A 17,056-nucleotide genomic window follows, 5' to 3' on the forward strand; every position below is an offset into this window, starting at 1 on the left:
TGTCCGCTTGCCCAGTGTAGGCTCTGCGGGCCTTGCCCCATAATGGACCTTGCTTGTAAGTGAGTGCTTTAACAAGCAAGGAGGTCCATGAGCTATGACGTCTTCTTCTCTGGGGGCTGTGCGTACCGGGTTGATCACCGGGGCCTCTCGTGGTTTGGGGCTGGCTCTGGCTCGTGAGCTGGCTCGTGCGGGCTGGCGGCTCATTATCGATGCCCGTACTCCTGGCGAGCTGGAGCAGGCGCGAGCCGAGCTGGCTCGCTGGAGTGAGATCGTGGCTCTGGCTGGCGATGTCTGTGATGCTGAGCACCAGCAGGCTCTAACCGGTGCCGTGGCGCGCTGGGGGAAGCTCGACCTGCTGGTTAATAATGCCAGTATTCTCGGCCCCAGCCCTCAGCCGTTTCTGCTGGACTATCCCCTGGCGGTCCTGGAGCAAGTCTATCGCGTCAATACCTTTGCACCTCTTGCGCTTATCCAGCGATTGCATCGCTATCTATCCTCTGACGTCTGTATCATCAATGTTACCAGCGATGCGGCCCGTGAACCGTATCCTGGCTGGGGTGGCTATGGCTCAAGCAAAGCGGCGCTGGAGCAGCTGACGCTCATTCTGGCGGCAGAGCAGCCGCAGTGGCGGATCTACCTGGTTGACCCTGGTGATATGAGGACGCGCATGCATCAGGAGGCTTTCCCCGGTGAGGATATCAGTGATCGGCCACCCCCAGAGGTGAGTGTACCGGGCTTGTTAGCCTTGATTGAGGGGGGCTATGCCTCTGGGCGCTATCTGGCCCGTGAGGTGAAAGCTTGAGGCCCGCGATGGAAGCAGATGGGAGTCGTCTGGCTATCAGGAGAATGGTAGGTACTTATGAGCACGTTCGAGCGACCCTGGCTTGAGCACGAGTCGGGGGCCAGAGGGCGTGAGGAGGGTGCTGGTCTGAGAGCTGGCTCCAAGGGAGAGCGACCGGTGGTTGGGCTGGAGCTGACTACTTTATCCTTTGAGCTACCGCCTGAGTTGGAGGCAGGAGAGCCGCCCGAGGCGCGTGGTCTAGCCCGCGACGAGGTGCGTTTGCTGGTCTCATATTGTCGTGACCATCGGCTGGTGCATGCGCGCTTTCGGGAGCTGCCAGCTTTTCTCAAGCGAGGCGATGTGCTGGTGATCAATACCAGCGGCACGATGAAAGCTGCGCTGCCCGCTGAGCGGGCTGGAGGAGAGCCAATAGAGCTGCATCTCTCGACGTGCCTACCAGCTGGTCTCTGGGTTGTTGAGTTACGCTTGCCTCTCTCTGAAGGCTCGCAGCCTTTTTTCGCAGGCCGGGCTGGCGAGGTGCTGACTTTACCGCAAGGGGGGCGGGTGGTGCTGCATGCTCCCTATGTGCCTCGTGCACGCTCCGAGGCTGCTGATCGGCAGCGGCTCTGGGTGGCAACCTTCGATCTGCCGGAGCCTCTGGAGGTCTATCTAGAGCGCTATGGTTTCCCGATTCGTTACGGCTACGTCCAGCGCGACTGGCCAATCGACTATTATCGCTCGGTCTTTGTCACCGAGGTCGGCAGTGCGGAGATGCCTTCGGCCAGTCGTCCGTTTACGGCTGAGCTGGTGACGCGACTGGTGGTAGGGGGAGTCCAGTTCGCGCCTCTGCTGTTGCATACGGGAGTGGCCAGTTTGGAAGCGCATGAGCCGCCCTACGAGGAGTACTATCGTGTGCCTGCTGAGAGTGCCGAGCTGATCAATGCTGCTCGCCGGCGTGGGCGGCGGGTCATCGCCGTAGGGACAACGCCCATGCGAGCGCTAGAGACAGTGGCTGATGAGTATGGCGAGGTGCATCCTGGTGAGGGCTGGACCGATCTGGTGATTACTCCGCAGCGGGGGCTACGTGTTGTCACCGGGTTGCTGACGGGCTTCCATGAGCCGCGTGCGTCGCATCTGGCGCTCTTAGAGGCCCTGGCTGGACGCGAGCATGTAGAGCGAGCCTATGCGGAGGCGCTTCAGGAAGGCTATCTCTGGCATGAGTTTGGCGATCTCCATCTGATTCTGCCCTGAGCGATAGCGGGTTGTCAGGGCTGGCAGGGCTGGCGGGCGCAGAGGTGATCAGGCAAGTACTGGCGCGTGGATGTCGTTCTCCTGCCCTGGGGTGAGATCTTGCCACCGGATCAGCACCGGCTGCGGCCCGGTGGCCCTCTTGCCTGGTCAGACTGCGCCCGCTGGTCAAGTCTCTTGTGGCAGTCCCTGACTTACTCCTGATGAACGACTTGGCTCTGGCGTACTGCTGTCACTAACCAGTGATAGAGCTTTTCCGTTTCGGGGGTGAGCTGGTCGCTCGGAATGAAAGGGTAGACAGGACGGCTGTACTCGTAGCCCTTGCGGGCGGTAGAGGTCACGGTGGCCTGCCAGCCAAGAGATGCCAAGAGAGAGACGGGGTCATCGATGGTGCCGATCCAGGGGACGCTGAGCCGTGAGACGCGTTCCATGCGCTGGCGCGTTAGGGGAGAGCTGGTCATAGCGCTGTGGATCGCGTCGAAGGCCAGCCAGCTCTGAGGAGCGCTCAGGTTGCTGATCAGTCCAAGCAGCTGATGGATAGCCTCATTGGGCAAGTAGAAGAGCAGGCCTTCAACGAGCCAGATTGCTGGGCGGGCAGGATCGTAGCCAGCCTCCAGCAAGTGTGTGGGCCAGGCGGCCTCGGTCAGATCGGCGGGGATAAGACGGCGTTGACAGCCTGGGCGGGCTTGTTGGGCCTGCAGGATGCCCTCTTTGTAGTGGAGGACCTCGGGCTGGTCCAGTTCGAACAGCAGCAGCTCTGATGGCCAGGATAGGCGGAAGGCACGAGTATCGAGGCCGCAGGCAGGCATAACAAGCTGACGGATGCCTTGCTCACTGACGGTACGCTGCAAGAATTCATCGAAAAAGCGTGTACGCACGATGATACTACCGCCTGCATCTTCGAGCTGACGAAAGCGCCGTTCTCCCTCGGCTCCGGCCAGGGCGGCGGCCCAGGGATCGGTGAAGAGGCGGTCTGCGCGCAGGCTCTCGTGAGCGCGCACGGCGGCTGTCATACAAGCGGTGTAGCCTATCGAGGCTTTCTGGACCGAAGGAGAGCTGTGCTCTGACATCGTGTTCATCCTTTCCAGGACAGGCTTGTTTGCCTGGAGCGCGAGCTAGCTAGGGATAGCACTTGTCTGGGTGACCAGGCGTCTGGCGCTCAAAACGCCCGGATCTAGGCGATGGTCGCCAGAGACAGCCTGACCTCTTGCTCAGGGCAACTCTGGGTTTGGGCTACACCTGTGGGGTGAAGCCCTGGAGAGCCTGAGCAGCGGTTTGGGTATCAACCAGGGTAGAGAAAGGAGGAATCTTCTTCACCGCTCCTGTTTGGAGGGCGAAGGAAGCGGTCACGTTATAGCCCTGCTCGTTGACGATGGGCGTAGTTGCGTAAGAAGAGCGCAGGTCCTGGGCTGCGGCGGTAGCGGTCTTGTCGTCGATGTGGGTATACTTCTGCAGGATCTTGATGGCCTGGTCGGGATACTTTTGGATGAAGGCCAGGGCCATGTCCATAGCGCGCACGAGGGCCTTGAAGGTGTTGGGCTTGGCGCGGATGAGGCTGGCCTTGGCGTAGAAGACCGAGTTGAGCTGGCCCTGCATTTGGGGGACGTCGCCGCGGAGGGGACTGATGAAGATGCGTCCCAGGCCCTGAGTTTGGACGGCCTCGCCGACAGGTTTATAGAAGCTGAGGGCGTCGACACGGCCTGCTTTCAGGGCTGCCACCGCGGCGGAAACGTTGTTGCCGACAGCCACGAGGGAGGCGGACTTGTTGACGTCCAGACCAAAGAGATGGAAGAGATAGCTGACGAAGCCGCCGGTTTGGCCAGTAGTGGAGATGACGCCGATCTTTTTGCCGACGAGCGCTTTGACCTTGGCTTCCAGGGGGCTGGTCTCGGAGAGGCCAGTCTGCTGCAGGAACTTATTGCTGACGGTGATATCGTTGGGGAAGGCTACCTGGAGCTGACCGATCACTTTGACGTCTGAGTCGACCTGCGAGACCAGGAAGGCTTCGGTGAGAAGGCCGCCGACGGCCACCTCAACGGCACCGGAATGGATGGCTTCAGCCATCTGGGGGCTGGTGGGTTCAAGCTGGAAGGGGGTAGGATAGACGGTAAGGCCCTGAGCCTGGAAGTAGCCCTTGTCAAGGGCCACCAGATCTGGCAAGAAGGGGGCCGAAAGGCTGTCAACCGCTACTTTCAATTTCATGTTATCCTGGCTCTGGCTGCTAGATGGAGGGGGGGAGCTGGCGCCGCAGGCGCTGGTAGCGAGCAGCAGCAAGACCAGGATGAGAGCAAGCAGCAAGGAATTGGAATGTCTGAGTGGCCAAAGCTGTTGCCTGTGCATAGGTGAGTCCTCCTTGAGTAACTTGCTGGGCAAGCGATCCTTTGGGCGACGCACGGCTATCTTCAGAGTCTAGCCAGCAGATCAGGCTGATGTTGACTGCTCTGGGGATCTGTTCATGGCTATTGGTACCGGTAGGCTGGTGAGAAGGAAACCGAGCGGCTGCAGCTTGCAGTCAGGACCTCGGTGGTGGCGGACTGCGTGAGTGTTGCCCCCTCAGCATTGGCGGAAAGCTCATTGCATAGTGACCTCCTCTCTTGGCAGTAAGCGGCGTCCACTCAGTGCTCTTAGTGACTCTAGTGGGCGCCGCTTACAAGCTTCAGGCGTCTAACTCAGCTGCCTGGACCAGCTGGATGCATTAAACCTTCGGTGTGAAACTCTGCAATGCCTGGGTGGCAGTCTGGGTATCAACCAGAGAAGAGAAGGAAGGGATCTTCTTGGCAATACCAGTTTGCTGGGCGAAAGCAGCGGTGACATTGTAGGCTTGTTGGTCGACGACAGGAGAAGAAGGGTAGGAAGTACGTAGATCCTGCATGACCGCGGTAGCGGCCTGGTCGCTGATGTGGGTGTATTTCTGCAAGATCTTGGCGGCCTGGTCGGGATACTTTTGAATGAAGGCCAAAGCCATCGCGATGGCGCGCACGAGGGCCTTGAAGGTGTTGGGCTTAGAGCGAATGAGGCTGGCCTTGGCATAGAAGACCGAGTTGAGATGGCCCGTCAGCTGAGGGACATCGCCGCGCAGGGGGCTGATCAGCATGCGGCCCACTTTCTGGAGCTGGACAGCTTCGCCGGTGGGCTTGAAGAAGCTGAGGGCGTCGACGCGGCCCGCCTTGAGAGCGGCGATGGCGGAAGAAACGTTATTGCCGACCGAGACGAGGGTCGCATCCTTGCTGGCATTGAGGCCGAAGAGGTGGAAGAGATAGCTGACGAAGGCGCCGGTCTGGCCAGTGGTAGAGACGACGCCGATCTTTTTGCCAACGAGGGCTTTGACCTTGGCCTCCAGGGGACTGGTCTCGGAAAGGCCGGTTTGCTGCAGGAACTTGGTGCTGACGATGATATCGTTGGGGAAAGCCACCTGCAGCTGGCCGATGATCTGGACATCCGAGTCGATCTGCGAAACCAGGAAAGCTTCGGTAGCCAGGCCGCCGATGGCGACATCGATGGCGCCGGAGTGGATGGCCTCGGCCATCTGGGGGCTGGTCGGCTCAGTCTGGAAGGGAGTAGGATAGACGGTGAGGCCCTGGGCCTGGAAGTAGCCTTTGTCGAGAGCGACAAAGTCGGGCAGGAAGGAGCTGGAGAAGGCGTCGATGGCCACCTTCAGCTTCATATCATCCTGGCTCTTGGTGGTAGTGGTGGTAGTGGTGGTAGTGCTGGAGCCACATGCTGTCATACCAAGTAGAAATAGTATGAGAAACAGCATGGACGACATATTTCTCAACAGCTTCTGCGAGCTGGATTCCATTATGTTCCTCCCAAACGCATTGAGAGATCAATCGAAAATAATCAATTTATTCGGAGTGCCGCCGCTCCAAAAATAGGGAGCGGTTGTTGCCAGCTTCTTCTTAGAGCGGCAGCCTCCAGAGAGATAGCCCCGCCAGGGTCACCCTGCCGTCGGCCTGTACAAATAACACGTGCTCATTGGCTCGGCCTAGACCGATGAAGCTAGACGACAGGTGTAAAGCCTTGCATCGCCTGAGTAGCTGTACTCGTATCGACGATTGCCTGGAAAGGCGGAACTGCTGATAGCAGACCTGCCTTGATGTCAAAAGCAGCGGTGACATTGTAGGCCTGCTCGGTGATCGGCTGCACTGAAGCAGCAAAACCGGATACAGGCTCTTCCCCAGCTTTTCTGCGTGAGGGACTGGCCTGTCCAGACCGGGTTTGCTGATTCATGTTGGGGAGAGCAGACAGTTCTGGCTATCTGCTCCCACCTTTACCAAAGGAGAAGCCTGCCCCTAAAGAGAACCTGCTTCTAAAGCAGGGTTACCTTATTTTGGTGCATTTATCTTCCTGGCCGTCACGAATAGATGGTAGAGGTTCAGCAAGTCAGGGGTCAGCTCTTCTTTGGAGACGAAGGGAAAAACCGGACGATTGTACTCCAGGGCCTTATGGATGCTATAAATAACTGTAGCTCTCCAGCCATAAGAGCGGAGTAAAGAGACAGGATCATCGATAGCGCCGATCCAGGGGGAGCCAAGGCTGGCGACGAGCTTTGTGCGTACTTCCAACAGAGGGGAGTTGAGCATAGCGCTGTGGACGGAATCGAATCCGAGCCAGCTCCCTGGTGCTGTCAGGCTGCTGATCTGCTCAAGGAGCCTTCTGATTTGCTCCTCTGACAGATAGAACAGCAGCCCTTCCACCAGCCAGGCTCCCGGGAGGTGAGGATCATAGCCGGCCTGCAAGAGAGCGTCTGGCCACTCAGAAGCGGTCAGATCGACTGCCAGACTATGGCGCTCACACCGGGGATGGGCACCATGCTTTTGCAAGACCTCCTCTTTGTACTCAAGAACCATTGGCTGATCCAGTTCAAAAAAACGTGTGTCCTCGGGCCAGTCCATACGGAAAGCGCGGGTATCCAGGCCGGCGGCGGGAAGCACAATCTGTCTGATACCCTTCTCAAATGACAATGCTTGCAAGCACTCATCGAAGAAGCGTGTGCGTACAACGATGGGAGCTCCTTGATCCTTGATCAGGAGCCGACGCCTTTCTCCCTCCTCGGTTGCCAGGGCGGCGGCCCAGGGATCATCAAAGAGGCGGTCGGGCCTCTGGCTCTCGAAGGCGCGGACGGCAGCCGTCATAAAAGCGCTAGGGCCGATCAGCTCCTTGGGTGTTGACGGATAAGCGGTTTCTGACATTGACAAGACTCCTTCCTTTGCTCTTGCTTTACTACGACGGGCCTGTTTTCTCCGGCCCGTTTGTTGCCTTATAAGGCAGGTCGAAGGCCCTGCAATGCCTGAAAGGAGCTGGAGAAGGCGTCGATGGCCACCTTCAGCTTTATATCGTCTTTGACGTTACTGGTCCCGATACTCAAATCGCAACTTGTGGAAACAAGAGCGCTCAAGACCAAGACAAATAAGGTGAACTGGAGTGAACTGGCTACACACCGTTCCATTGACATCTCTCTCTCATCCCAAGCTTGCTAACTTTTGTCATATTAGAAGACAAAAAGTAAAAATTGCTGTAAATTCTTTATGAAAAACTGATCTTTATTTAAAGAGTGGAGAGCTTGCAGGCTCTTGAGACTATAATTATTGTGCCACAATGCATCAACTTTACGCAGCTGTATTGCTTGATGTTCGGGGAACTTATGCTAGCCCGACTGACAAGCTCGCTCACTCCTTTCTAGCTGTGAACAGAAGATGGTAGAGGGTAAACTTATCTAGAGTCAGCTCTTGTTCTGGTATAAAGGGAAAAACCGGGCGCTGATATTCAAACCCCTTGAGAGCGCTAGGGACAAATGTTGCTTTCCATCCGTAAGCGTGCAGGAGGACCACCGGCTTTTCAAGGATAGTAAATCCCTCGTTGCTGGCCAGCCAAGCGGCCCAGGGATCGGTGAAGAGGTGGTCTGCGCGCAGGCTCTCGTGAGCGCGCACGGCGGCTGTCATACAAGCGGTGTAGCCTATCGAGGCTTTCTGGACCGAAGGAGAGCTGTGCTCTGACATCGTGTTCATCCTTCCAGGACAGGCTTGTTTGCCAGGACAAGGGCTAATCAGAGATAGCAGTGCTGAGGCCAGGCGCGGCCTGGCCTCTTGCTCTGGGCAACTCTGGGTTTGGGCTACACCTGTGGGGTGAAGCCCTGGAGAGCCTGAGCAGCGGTTTGGGTATCAACCAAGGTAGAGAAAGGAGGAATCTTCTTCACCGCCCCTGTTTGGAGGGCGAAGGAAGCGGTCACGTTATAGCCCTGCTCGTTGACGATGGGCGTAGTTGCGTAAGAAGAGCGCAGGTTCTGGGCTGCGGCGGCAGCGGTCTTATCGTCGATGTGAGTATACTTCTGCAGGATCTTGATGGCCTGGTCGGGATACTTTTGGATGAAGGCCAGGGCCATGCCCATAGCGCGCACGAGGGCTTTGAAGGTGTTGGGCTTGGCGCGGATGAGGCTGGCCTTGGCGTAGAAGACCGAGTTGAGCTGGCCCTGCATTTGGGGGACGTCGCCGCGGAGGGGGCTGATGAAGATGTGGCCCAGACCCTGGGTCTGGATGGCCTCGCCGACAGGCTTATAGAAGCTGAGGGCATCGACACGACCAGTCTTCAAGGCTGCCACCGCGGCGGAAACGTTATTGCCGACAGCCACGAGGGTGGCGTCCTTGCTGGCATTGAGACCGAAGAGGTGGAAGAGATAGCTGACGAAGCCGCCGGTTTGGCCAGTAGTGGAGATGACGCCGATCTTTTTGCCGACGAGCGCTTTGACCTTGGCTTCCAGGGGGCTGGTCTCGGAGAGGCCAGTCTGCTGCAGGAACTTATTGCTGACGGTGATATCGTTGGGGAAGGCTACCTGGAGCTGACCGATCACTTTGACGTCTGAGTCGACCTGCGAGACCAGGAAGGCTTCGGTGAGGAGGCCGCCGACGGCCACCTCAACGGCACCGGAATGGATGGCTTCAGCCATCTGGGGGCTGGTGGGTTCAAGCTGGAAGGGGGTAGGATAGACGGTAAGGCCCTGAGCCTGGAAGTAACCTTTATCCAGGGCGACGAGGTCGGGTAGAAATGGAGAAGAAAGGCTATCAATAGCCACCTTCAGCTTCATATCATCGGTACTACCGGTGTGTGCTGCCGGACCAGAGCTGGAACCGCAGGCAGAGAGAGCTAGTAAAAATAGCAGGAGAAGCAATATAATGGGCTTGGAGCAATATGGCTTGATCTTCATGATTCCTCCTAGCTGTGAGCTGGCTTTGCAAATAGTGTGTGGGCTTCCATTCTGTGACAAGCTTCTCATCAATCCAGATGAGAGAGCCTATTTTCAGAACAGAAGACCGACAAGCCTTTGGGCCTAGTCGGCTCTATGCTCTTAGACTACAGGGGTAAAACCCTGCATGGCCTGCGATGCGGTATCTCCATCGACAATCGCCTTGAAGGGAGGAATGGCCGATAACAGACCTGCCTGGATGTCAAAGGAGGCAGTAACGTTATAGCCCTGCTCGTTGACGATGGGTGTGGTCGCGTAAGAAGAGCGCAGGTTCTGGGCTGCGGCGGCAGCGGTCTTATCGTCGATGTGAGTATACTTCTGCAGGATCTTGATGGCCTGATCGGGATACTTTTGGATAAAGGCCAGGGCCATAGCCAAAGCGCGCACGAGGGCCTTGATGGTGTTGGGCTTGGCGCGGATGAGGCTGGCCTTGGCGTAGAAGACCGAGTTGAGCTGGCCCTGCATTTGGGGGACGTCGCCGCGGAGGGGGCTGATGAAGATGTGGCCCAGACCCTGGGTCTGGATGGCCTCGCCGACAGGCTTATAGAAGCTGAGGGCATCGACACGACCAGCCTTCAAGGCTGACACTGCTGCAGAAACGTTGTTCCCTACAGAGACGAGGACCGCGTCCTTGGTAGCATTGAGGCCAAAGAGACGGAAGAGGTAGCTGACGAAGCCGCCGGTTTGGCCAGTAGTGGAGATGACGCCGATCTTTTTGCCGACGAGCGCTTTGACCTTGGCTTCCAAGGGGCTGCTTTCGGAGAGGCCAGTCTGCTGCAGGAACTTATTGCTGACGGTGATATCGTTGGGGAAGGCCACCTGGAGCTGACCGATCACTTTGACGTCAGCGTCGACCTGCGAGACCAGGAAGGCTTCGGTGAGGAGGCCGCCGACGGCCACCTCAACGGCACCGGAATGGATGGCTTCAGCCATCTGGGGGCTGGTGGGTTCAAGCTGGAAGGGAGTAGGATAGACGGTAAGACCTTGAGCCTGGAAGTAACCTTTATCCAGGGCGACGAGGTCGGGTAGAAATGGAGAAGAAAGGCTATCAATAGCCACCTTCAGCTTCATATCATCACTTACATTAGCAGCAGGTCCTAAACTGCATGCTGAGACACTAAGCAAGTTGATGGTGAGGGTAAGTAGAAATAGGATGAATCTCCTAAAGGTGAAGTGCTTCATGCCTTTTCCTCCCTAGGTTGGATAATATCCTTAATGGACAAGTTTGTCCTTTGTATCTCCTCTGAAATGATCAACCAGGACAGTCCTTGTAAATTCTTTGATAAAGGCATCAGAGGGATAGATACATGTTTGATGCCTTATATTGTTTAAGGGATCTGATTATAATCTGTCCTGGCGAGTTCCTTATTTTCTCCGCGCGGTGACCAGCATGTGGTAGAGCCTTTCTGTCTCAGGGGTGAGCCCTTCTTGGGGGATAAAAGGAAAGACTGCTCGACCGTACTCATAGCCTTTGCGTCCACTAGATACCCAGGTCGCTTCCCAGCCGAGCGATGCAAGCAAAGCGACAGGATCATCGATTGCACCGATCCAGGGTGCGCCAGAACGAGCCAAGCGCTCGATTCTAGCTTGAGTACGTGGCGACCTAATCATCTCACTGTGGATTGCGTCAAAGCCGATCCAGCTATTAGAGGCTGTGAGACGACTTATCCGTTCAAATAGATGGTGGCTTTGCTCAAAAGGAAGGTAGAAAAGCAGGCCCTCGATAAGCCAGGCGGATGGCTGCGTGGGGTTGAAGCCCGCCTGTAGTAAGGCGGTTTCCCAGTCGGGTAAAGTGAGATCGATCATCACAGGGATACGTACACAGCGAGGGGAGGCCTGATGAACCTTGAGAATAGCTTCCTTGTAATCTAGAATAAGCGGCTGATCTAGTTCAAAAAAACGTGTCTCGGGAGGCCAGTCCAGGCGAAAAGCCCTGGTATCGAGGCCTGCTGCTGGCAAAACAATCTGGCGAAGACCCTGCTCATTAGCTATGTGCAGGAGCCACTCGTCGAAAAAGCGTGTGCGCACAATAATTGAACCACCCTGGTCTTCAACTGTGGCAAAGCGCTTCTCTCCTTCATGACCCGCCAGAGAGGCTGCCCAGGGGTCATTGAAAAGACGATCTGGTCGCTGGCTCTCGAAGGCTCGGGCTGCTGCTGTCAAATAAGCCGTTGGACCGATAAGCTCCTTGGGGGCCGGCGAATAGACTGTCTCAGACATAGGTAGGTAATGCCTCCTTTTCACTTACTTGTGCAGCCCGTTTTTTCAGCACCTAATGAAAAGAATCTTACCCGGGCTGCTCTGTCTCGAATGTGGCAACCTATTGCAAAACTTGTACTTTCTGATACGAAAGCGCTGAAACTGCTAGGTGGCAGCAACGTGAGGGGTGGACAGCACACTTAATTGGCGATAGACACTGGTGTCTCTATCGCCCATAAAATCTGGAAATCTACTTATACTTCATAAGCTTTTCATGAGCTAAGCATGGCGTCCTACCTTGATCCTGAAAGTTGCTGTCAGACCTAAAAGTGTTAGTCAATCAGAAATCAGGACTGATCAGCGCTGCTGAGCTTGAGGCCGGCTTTCCAATGGGAAGTCTTGTGATCGATCAGATTCACCACTGCATTGAGCAGTCCTGCGATCAGCGTCAGGACCAGCAACGCAGCGAAGATACCGGCAGCGTTAAACGATTCGCCGGACGACTGAATCAGATAGCCAATGCCGCGATTGGCCCCGATCTGCTCGGCCACAATAGCCCCAATCAGGGCATACGGGATAGCAACATGCAGGCCAGTCAACACCGAGCCCGTGGCCGAGGGAAGAATCACCTTAAAGACCACATCGCGCCGGCGTCCTCCCATCAGGCGCACCGCATCAACCAGGTGCTGATCGACATTACGCACCCCATTGAGCGTATTCAAGAAAATCAAGAAAAAGACCGTCACGGCGGCCAGCACCACCTTCATCGGGATCTCGATCCCCAACCAGAGAATGAAGAGCGGTGCCAAAGCAATCTTCGGGATGCTGTTCAAAGCAATGATGAACGGATTGAAGATCCGCTCAAGCGTTGGCTGTAGACCGAAAAGGAAACCCAAGAGCAAACCACTCGCGACGCCGAAGAACAAGCCAAGCAGCGTTTCCTCCAGAGTCACCGCGGTATTAATGATGAGCGTACTCTCATACCAGGGATCCCCGTCGCTGAGCCAGGCGATGGTCTGGCGAACGATGGCCAGCGGGTTGCTCAGAAAGGAAGAATCAAGAATCGTCCCTGACGCCAATTGCCAGAAGAGCAGCACCCCTACCACCAGCAGCAGGCGAGACCCATAGATCAGCCACTGCTGACGCTGCTTGCGCTGCTGGGCCTGTCTGACCAACGTCGAAGGTCCCACAAGGACAGGCCTCGGCTGCTCCGATCTGAACTGGTTCACCAGGCTCATAGCTTTACCTCCTGCCTCTGCACTTGCAGACGAGACTCCATGAGGGCATCCCAAAGACGTCGGTGCAGATTGGTAAAATCCGGGCGAAAGCGAATATGGAAGGCATCGCGCGGGCGCGGCAGGGTGACCAGCTCATCAGCGATAATATGGCCTCCTGTGCCCAGCACCACCACACGGTCACCCAAGATAATGGCCTCCTCCAGGTCATGAGTCACAAAAAGCACGCTGGAACGCTGTCTGGACCATAGCGAGAGCAGCTCATTCTGCAGCTCTAGACGCAGCTGTGCATCGAGCGCACCGAATGGCTCATCCATCAGAAGCGTTTCTGGTAGAGTTACCAGCATGCGAGCCAGGCTGGCCCGGCGTAGCATGCCTCCCGAAAGCTCGTGAGGATAGAGCTTCTCAAAGCCCTGCAGACCAACCAGACGAATAAACTCAGCAGCACGCCGACGCCGCTCCGTGGCTGGAACCCCTCTGATCTCCAAGGGCATTTCGACGTTGCGCTCGACCGTTCTCCAGGGCATCAGCGTGTCCTTCTGAGTCAGGTAACCTACTTCCAGTCGTGGCCCACTGATAGGCGCCCCTTTGTAGTAGACCGTCCCTGAGCCAGGGGGGAGCAGGCCAGCGACGATATTGAGCAAGGTCGTCTTGCCGCAGCCGCTTGGGCCGGCGAGGACCACGAAGCTTCCGCTCTCAATATCGAGATTCACGTTCTGCAAAACTGCAATTTCACGATCATTGCGAACAAATGACTTGCTGAGCTGTTCTATATGTATGACGGTGCTCATTAAGCTGCTCCTTATAGGACCTGGAGGAGTGGCAAGGGTAGCGAGGGCTCGCCTTCCAGGCCAGGCACAGATCTCCCCTTGTCCTTGCGTTATTCCTGGCAACGGCGTCGACGGCTCACGCCAGCGTCTGGCCTCCTCTGGCCATCGACGAAAGAAGCGGCTGGACGGGCCAGCCCGATCGGTTGCAGGATGTGCTCTCTTGCGCCGCTCATCGAGGCTGAGATTGGCGAACGGATTGCTACTCCTTCCTTGCCCTGCAGGTTTAGTCATCCTTGCTTCTCTAGAGACAAGCGTCTGGCGGTGACGAGCATGTGATAGAGCTTCTCGGTCTCGGCGTTGAGAGCCTCGGGGGCGATAAACGGGAAGATCGCTCGACCATACTCGTACCCCTTACGCGCATTAGGCACAAAGCTAGCCTGCCAGCCAAAGGAGGCTAGCAAAGAGACCGGATCATCGATAGCGCCGATCCAGGGAGCCCCGTTTTGCTTAGTAAGCTGGATGCGTGAGCGTGTCAGCGGCGAAGAGAGCATGGCGCTATGGATCGCATCGAAGCCGAGGCGGCTCCCTGGGGCAGCCAGGCGACTCAGGCGGGCGAGCAGCTGGCAAGTCTGCGCGAGGGGAAGGTAGAAGAAGAGACCTTCTACGAGCCAGATCGAAGGAAGAGCTGGCTCAAAGCCGGCCTGCAGCAGCTGACTTTCCCAGCCAGAGGAGGTCAGATCGGTAGCCACAATGGCGCGTTGGCAGCGGGGCTGAGCCTGATGGGCCTGAAGCTGCGCCTCCTTGTATTCGACAACGGCGGGCAAGTCAAGCTCGAAGAAGCGGGTTGCTGGGGGCCAATCGAGGCGAAAAGCCCGCGTATCGAGACCGGCGGCGGGCAGCACGATCTGACGCAAGCCCTCCTCGAATGTCAATTGCTGCAGCCACTCATCAAAATAACGGGTGCGCACAATAATCGAAGCGCCCCTGTCCTCGCCCTTTTCAAGGATAGTAAATCCCTCGCTGCTGGCCAGCAAAGCCGCCCAGGGATCATCGAAGAGCCGATCTGGTCGCTGGCTCTCGACGGCGCGCGCCGCCGCTGTCAGGAACGCGGTCACGCTGATGCGCTGTTTCGCCGAATCACGCATATCTATCACAGGGGTCTCCCAGTGTATCGTTTCTGCATAATCTACAGCTAATCATCTCTATTGCAAGAAAACATGAAAATTGTATAGTTAGAAAGGCTTAGTAGGCGCCATCGCATACTTAGTCGCAAGCATCACCGGGAGCCCCTCAATTGAAGAGCTTATTATGACTGAAGAGCTTGACTTATTTCTTTCTCTGGATCTATGATATAAAGCCTTGTCAATACCTCACTGGGTAGAAGGCCCTAAAGAGCCGGGCATTTCTATCTATGAAAGGATAGTACCTTCTACGGATTTATGCAATATTTGCCCGGCATTTTTATATAATCTTAATATTTGAGAATGCCATCATCTGTTAAAATAACTAAGCGAGGAGTCGGCTCTGTGGGAATAGCCCTATAAGCAGCACCAGAAAGCGGTTACCGTCTTTCCCCGAATTGTGGAGCTCTATGAATCGAAGAAGGTCAGGAGCCTGATGGTACCAGGCTCCTGGCTCCTTGTTTAGAACAGGAAGAGCCTTGATCGATGTATCGCCTGGACTTTGAAACAATGAAGCAGGTCATGCGCGAACATCGCAAAACCGGACTCCTCTATGCCGACCTTCCCTGGGGAGTCCCGGGGATGCCGGAGCCATGCCGTGTTGAGATCATTCTGCGTGCAGGACAGATTGTCTCCTGCTTTTTCGTTGGTAAGAGCGGGCGGCGTCTGAAAGAAGAAGACGCTTCGTCAAAGCTCGCGCGCCTGGGAAAGCTCGACTGGACTTTTGTTCCTCAAGAGGAAGTGCCCACCGAGTTGCCCTCTGCGCCCGGGCAGGCGAGAAATGTCACCACAGGGCCTTCAGCTTTCCCGCAGCGCCTGCTGCATCTGGAACAGTGGCAAATGGTCGGCTGGTCGCGCATGCATCGCATGGTTTTTGCTCTAGCTGACGGAACCCGTTCTGTCGAGAAAATCGCCGAGATTCTCTCGACCACCCCCGAGGCGGTGCGTGCTGTGCTGCGCGATCTCCAATCGATCGGCGTGATCCGCCTCTAGCGAGCGCCGTGGTGAAAGGGGAGCTCGTGATCAGCCGGGCTGGTACTGTCAGGCACAAAGGCGCAGATTCCTAAGCAGAGGTGGCTCTCTGGGAGAAAGGTGTCTGAGGCGCTTTTCTTTCCCGATGTATATTTCCTTGCTGGTTTCCCAGCTATCACTTTTACCTGTCTTGTGAAAACAAGGAAGGAAAGGCTTCCCGATGAAAAGGATCACCGTTGCTGATCTCGATACGCAGAGTACCGATGCGCAAGTGCCCAGTTATCTGGCCTCCGACCACCGTGAGAACCGCTGGCTGCGCTGGTGGTACCGGCTGGCCTCCCCTATGATGCCACCGGCCTCGGCCTCCTTCCTGCGCCGCGAACTCTTCCGGCGTGGGCGAACTGGCAGCCAGATTCTGCCTGCCCTCTACCTCCTACTCATCGTGGCTCTGCCTGCCGGTTTCCTTGGCACCAATTTCTACCTGGTGCCAATTGTCATCGTCTGCTTCTTCATGCTGGTGATTGCCACGGTGCTAAACCGTCTCGGCTTTGTCAATGCTGCCGGCTTCATCGTGGTCTTGACCTTTATGTTCTTCCCCATCGCCGATATTGTGACGACGCCTGGCGGGATCAATATGATGGATCTGCCGGTCTTCGGCATGTTGATCCTCCCGCTGGTCTGTGCTGTCTCCTTCCTGGCGCCGTGGTGGGTCTTCGTCGTGGCTCTCATCAACTGTCTCTTTACCTTCTTTGCGCTGACTCAGCTCCCCCAGACCCCCGAGCTGATGGGTATGCTCGAAATCAACTTCACTGGCATCATTAGCCCTATCCTCATCAGCCAGATAATCATCTCGGTCGTGGCCTATGTCTGGGTCAGCAGCACGGTGCATGCTCTGGCGCGCGCTGACCGTGCTGAGGAGATCGCCCGCCTGGAGCATGATCTGGCCATGCAAGCTGAGGCCGCTGCCCGGCAGAAGGAGCTGTTGGAAAACAGCATTCAGAAAATCGTGGAGACCCATACCCGGGTGGCCAACGGCGACTACAGCGCTCGCGTGCCGCTGACGAGCGACAATGTCCTCTGGCAGATTTCTGGCTCACTCAATAACTTGCTGGCTCGCATGCAGCGCTTGTCTCAAGACTCTGGCGAGCTACAAAAGATGAAACAGGGCTTCTATCAGCTGCGGGAGGAGAACAGGCGTTTACGTGAGGCCGTCCTGGCCCTTCAGCAGCTGCGCGAGGAAGAGGGTCGCTCGCGGGGAACCTCGCCCAATCTCTCGCAGTTTTCGCCCGATGATCCCAGAAAGCTGATGTGGTATACGGGCGAAGAGCGCTTTTGAGGGCCATCCTTGTGAGCTGACCAGCGCTGGAGCTGGATGCTCCTTCTAGCGTGTGGCTGCGATCTCTGGCGATGCTCTGTTCTGCGCCTCCTTG

The 17,056-nt window shown here is 56.7% G+C and carries 15 protein-coding genes; 4 read left to right on the forward strand and 11 right to left on the reverse strand.

What is annotated here, in order from left to right; all coding sequences use genetic code 11:
• Positions 1 to 94: 94 nt before the first annotated feature.
• Both N688_RS02515 and N688_RS02520 read left to right on the forward strand, forming a co-directional pair.
• Positions 95 to 802, forward strand: a complete 708-nt coding sequence (locus tag N688_RS02515; protein ID WP_052887812.1) for an SDR family oxidoreductase — start codon at positions 95 to 97, stop codon at positions 800 to 802.
• Positions 803 to 859: 57 nt separating this feature from the next.
• Complete coding sequence (locus N688_RS02520; protein ID WP_052887813.1) at positions 860 to 2,032, forward strand: S-adenosylmethionine:tRNA ribosyltransferase-isomerase; 1,173 nt, start codon at positions 860 to 862, stop codon at positions 2,030 to 2,032.
• 191 nt (positions 2,033 to 2,223) lie between these two features.
• Here N688_RS02520 and N688_RS02525 read toward each other — a convergent pair whose 3' ends face one another.
• From N688_RS02525 to N688_RS02585, 11 genes are all read right to left on the reverse strand, one after another.
• On the reverse strand, positions 2,224 to 3,099 hold the full coding sequence (locus N688_RS02525) for an SAM-dependent methyltransferase (RefSeq protein ID WP_052887814.1): 876 nt from the start codon (positions 3,097 to 3,099) through the stop codon (positions 2,224 to 2,226).
• A gap of 163 nt (positions 3,100 to 3,262) precedes the next feature.
• Entirely contained in the window at positions 3,263 to 4,369 is a 1,107-nt protein-coding gene (locus N688_RS02530) for an ABC transporter substrate-binding protein (RefSeq protein WP_052887815.1), read from the reverse strand.
• 355 nt (positions 4,370 to 4,724) lie between these two features.
• Positions 4,725 to 5,795 (reverse strand): ABC transporter substrate-binding protein, encoded by a 1,071-nt coding sequence (locus tag N688_RS02535; RefSeq protein WP_162179475.1) that lies wholly within the window; start codon positions 5,793 to 5,795, stop codon positions 4,725 to 4,727.
• Between the two features lie 559 nt (positions 5,796 to 6,354).
• The gene (locus N688_RS02545) at positions 6,355 to 7,221 is read right to left on the reverse strand and encodes an SAM-dependent methyltransferase (RefSeq protein WP_052887818.1); all 867 of its coding nucleotides are present in this window, start codon (positions 7,219 to 7,221) and stop codon (positions 6,355 to 6,357) included.
• 477 nt (positions 7,222 to 7,698) lie between these two features.
• The gene (locus tag N688_RS02555; protein WP_052887820.1) at positions 7,699 to 8,028 is read right to left on the reverse strand and encodes a hypothetical protein; all 330 of its coding nucleotides are present in this window, start codon (positions 8,026 to 8,028) and stop codon (positions 7,699 to 7,701) included.
• A gap of 113 nt (positions 8,029 to 8,141) precedes the next feature.
• The gene (locus N688_RS02560) at positions 8,142 to 9,230 is read right to left on the reverse strand and encodes an ABC transporter substrate-binding protein (protein WP_162179476.1); all 1,089 of its coding nucleotides are present in this window, start codon (positions 9,228 to 9,230) and stop codon (positions 8,142 to 8,144) included.
• A gap of 141 nt (positions 9,231 to 9,371) precedes the next feature.
• Entirely contained in the window at positions 9,372 to 10,340 is a 969-nt protein-coding gene (locus N688_RS02565; RefSeq protein ID WP_052887822.1) for an ABC transporter substrate-binding protein, read from the reverse strand.
• A 294-nt stretch (positions 10,341 to 10,634) separates the two neighbouring features.
• The gene (locus N688_RS02570) at positions 10,635 to 11,489 is read right to left on the reverse strand and encodes an SAM-dependent methyltransferase (RefSeq protein ID WP_052887823.1); all 855 of its coding nucleotides are present in this window, start codon (positions 11,487 to 11,489) and stop codon (positions 10,635 to 10,637) included.
• A gap of 326 nt (positions 11,490 to 11,815) precedes the next feature.
• Positions 11,816 to 12,706, reverse strand: a complete 891-nt coding sequence (locus tag N688_RS02575) for an ABC transporter permease (RefSeq protein ID WP_052887824.1) — start codon at positions 12,704 to 12,706, stop codon at positions 11,816 to 11,818.
• Positions 12,703 to 13,494, reverse strand: a complete 792-nt coding sequence (locus N688_RS02580; RefSeq protein ID WP_052887825.1) for an ABC transporter ATP-binding protein — start codon at positions 13,492 to 13,494, stop codon at positions 12,703 to 12,705. The genes N688_RS02575 and N688_RS02580 overlap by 4 nt, the downstream gene beginning before the upstream one ends.
• Positions 13,495 to 13,760: 266 nt before the next feature.
• Positions 13,761 to 14,618 carry a class I SAM-dependent methyltransferase gene (locus N688_RS02585; protein ID WP_052887826.1) on the reverse strand — a complete coding sequence of 286 codons (858 nt, stop codon included), beginning with the start codon at positions 14,616 to 14,618 and terminating at the stop codon, positions 13,761 to 13,763.
• 522 nt (positions 14,619 to 15,140) lie between these two features.
• On the opposite strand from N688_RS02585, the gene N688_RS02590 reads away from it, so the two are divergent.
• On the forward strand, positions 15,141 to 15,647 hold the full coding sequence (locus tag N688_RS02590) for a hypothetical protein (protein ID WP_052887827.1): 507 nt from the start codon (positions 15,141 to 15,143) through the stop codon (positions 15,645 to 15,647).
• Between the two features lie 199 nt (positions 15,648 to 15,846).
• Positions 15,847 to 16,962: a methyl-accepting chemotaxis protein gene (locus tag N688_RS02595; RefSeq protein WP_052887828.1), complete on the forward strand. Its 1,116-nt coding sequence runs from the start codon at positions 15,847 to 15,849 to the stop codon at positions 16,960 to 16,962.
• The last annotated feature ends 94 nt before the right edge of the window (positions 16,963 to 17,056 follow it).

This window comes from Thermogemmatispora carboxidivorans (assembly GCF_000702505.1).
GTDB classification, from domain to species: domain Bacteria; phylum Chloroflexota; class Ktedonobacteria; order Ktedonobacterales; family Ktedonobacteraceae; genus Thermogemmatispora; species Thermogemmatispora carboxidivorans.

Bases quoted from the DNA above. Each gene is read 5' to 3' on its own strand.
- N688_RS02580 (WP_052887825.1), bottom strand. From the start codon at position 13,494: ATGAGCACCGTCATACATATAGAACAGCTCAGCAAGTCATTTGTTCGC.
- N688_RS02530 (WP_052887815.1), bottom strand. From the start codon at position 4,369: ATGCACAGGCAACAGCTTTGGCCACTCAGACATTCCAATTCCTTGCTG.
- N688_RS02520 (WP_052887813.1), top strand. From the start codon at position 860: ATGAGCACGTTCGAGCGACCCTGGCTTGAGCACGAGTCGGGGGCCAGA.
- N688_RS02570 (WP_052887823.1), bottom strand. From the start codon at position 11,489: ATGTCTGAGACAGTCTATTCGCCGGCCCCCAAGGAGCTTATCGGTCCA.
- N688_RS02560 (WP_162179476.1), bottom strand. From the start codon at position 9,230: ATGAAGATCAAGCCATATTGCTCCAAGCCCATTATATTGCTTCTCCTG.
- N688_RS02545 (WP_052887818.1), bottom strand. From the start codon at position 7,221: ATGTCAGAAACCGCTTATCCGTCAACACCCAAGGAGCTGATCGGCCCT.
- N688_RS02575 (WP_052887824.1), bottom strand. From the start codon at position 12,706: ATGAGCCTGGTGAACCAGTTCAGATCGGAGCAGCCGAGGCCTGTCCTT.
- N688_RS02585 (WP_052887826.1), bottom strand. From the start codon at position 14,618: ATGCGTGATTCGGCGAAACAGCGCATCAGCGTGACCGCGTTCCTGACA.
- N688_RS02590 (WP_052887827.1), top strand. From the start codon at position 15,141: ATGTATCGCCTGGACTTTGAAACAATGAAGCAGGTCATGCGCGAACAT.
- N688_RS02515 (WP_052887812.1), top strand. From the start codon at position 95: ATGACGTCTTCTTCTCTGGGGGCTGTGCGTACCGGGTTGATCACCGGG.
- N688_RS02565 (WP_052887822.1), bottom strand. From the start codon at position 10,340: ATGAAGCTGAAGGTGGCTATTGATAGCCTTTCTTCTCCATTTCTACCC.
- N688_RS02595 (WP_052887828.1), top strand. From the start codon at position 15,847: ATGAAAAGGATCACCGTTGCTGATCTCGATACGCAGAGTACCGATGCG.
- N688_RS02535 (WP_162179475.1), bottom strand. From the start codon at position 5,795: ATGTCGTCCATGCTGTTTCTCATACTATTTCTACTTGGTATGACAGCA.
- N688_RS02555 (WP_052887820.1), bottom strand. From the start codon at position 8,028: ATGTCAGAGCACAGCTCTCCTTCGGTCCAGAAAGCCTCGATAGGCTAC.
- N688_RS02525 (WP_052887814.1), bottom strand. From the start codon at position 3,099: ATGTCAGAGCACAGCTCTCCTTCGGTCCAGAAAGCCTCGATAGGCTAC.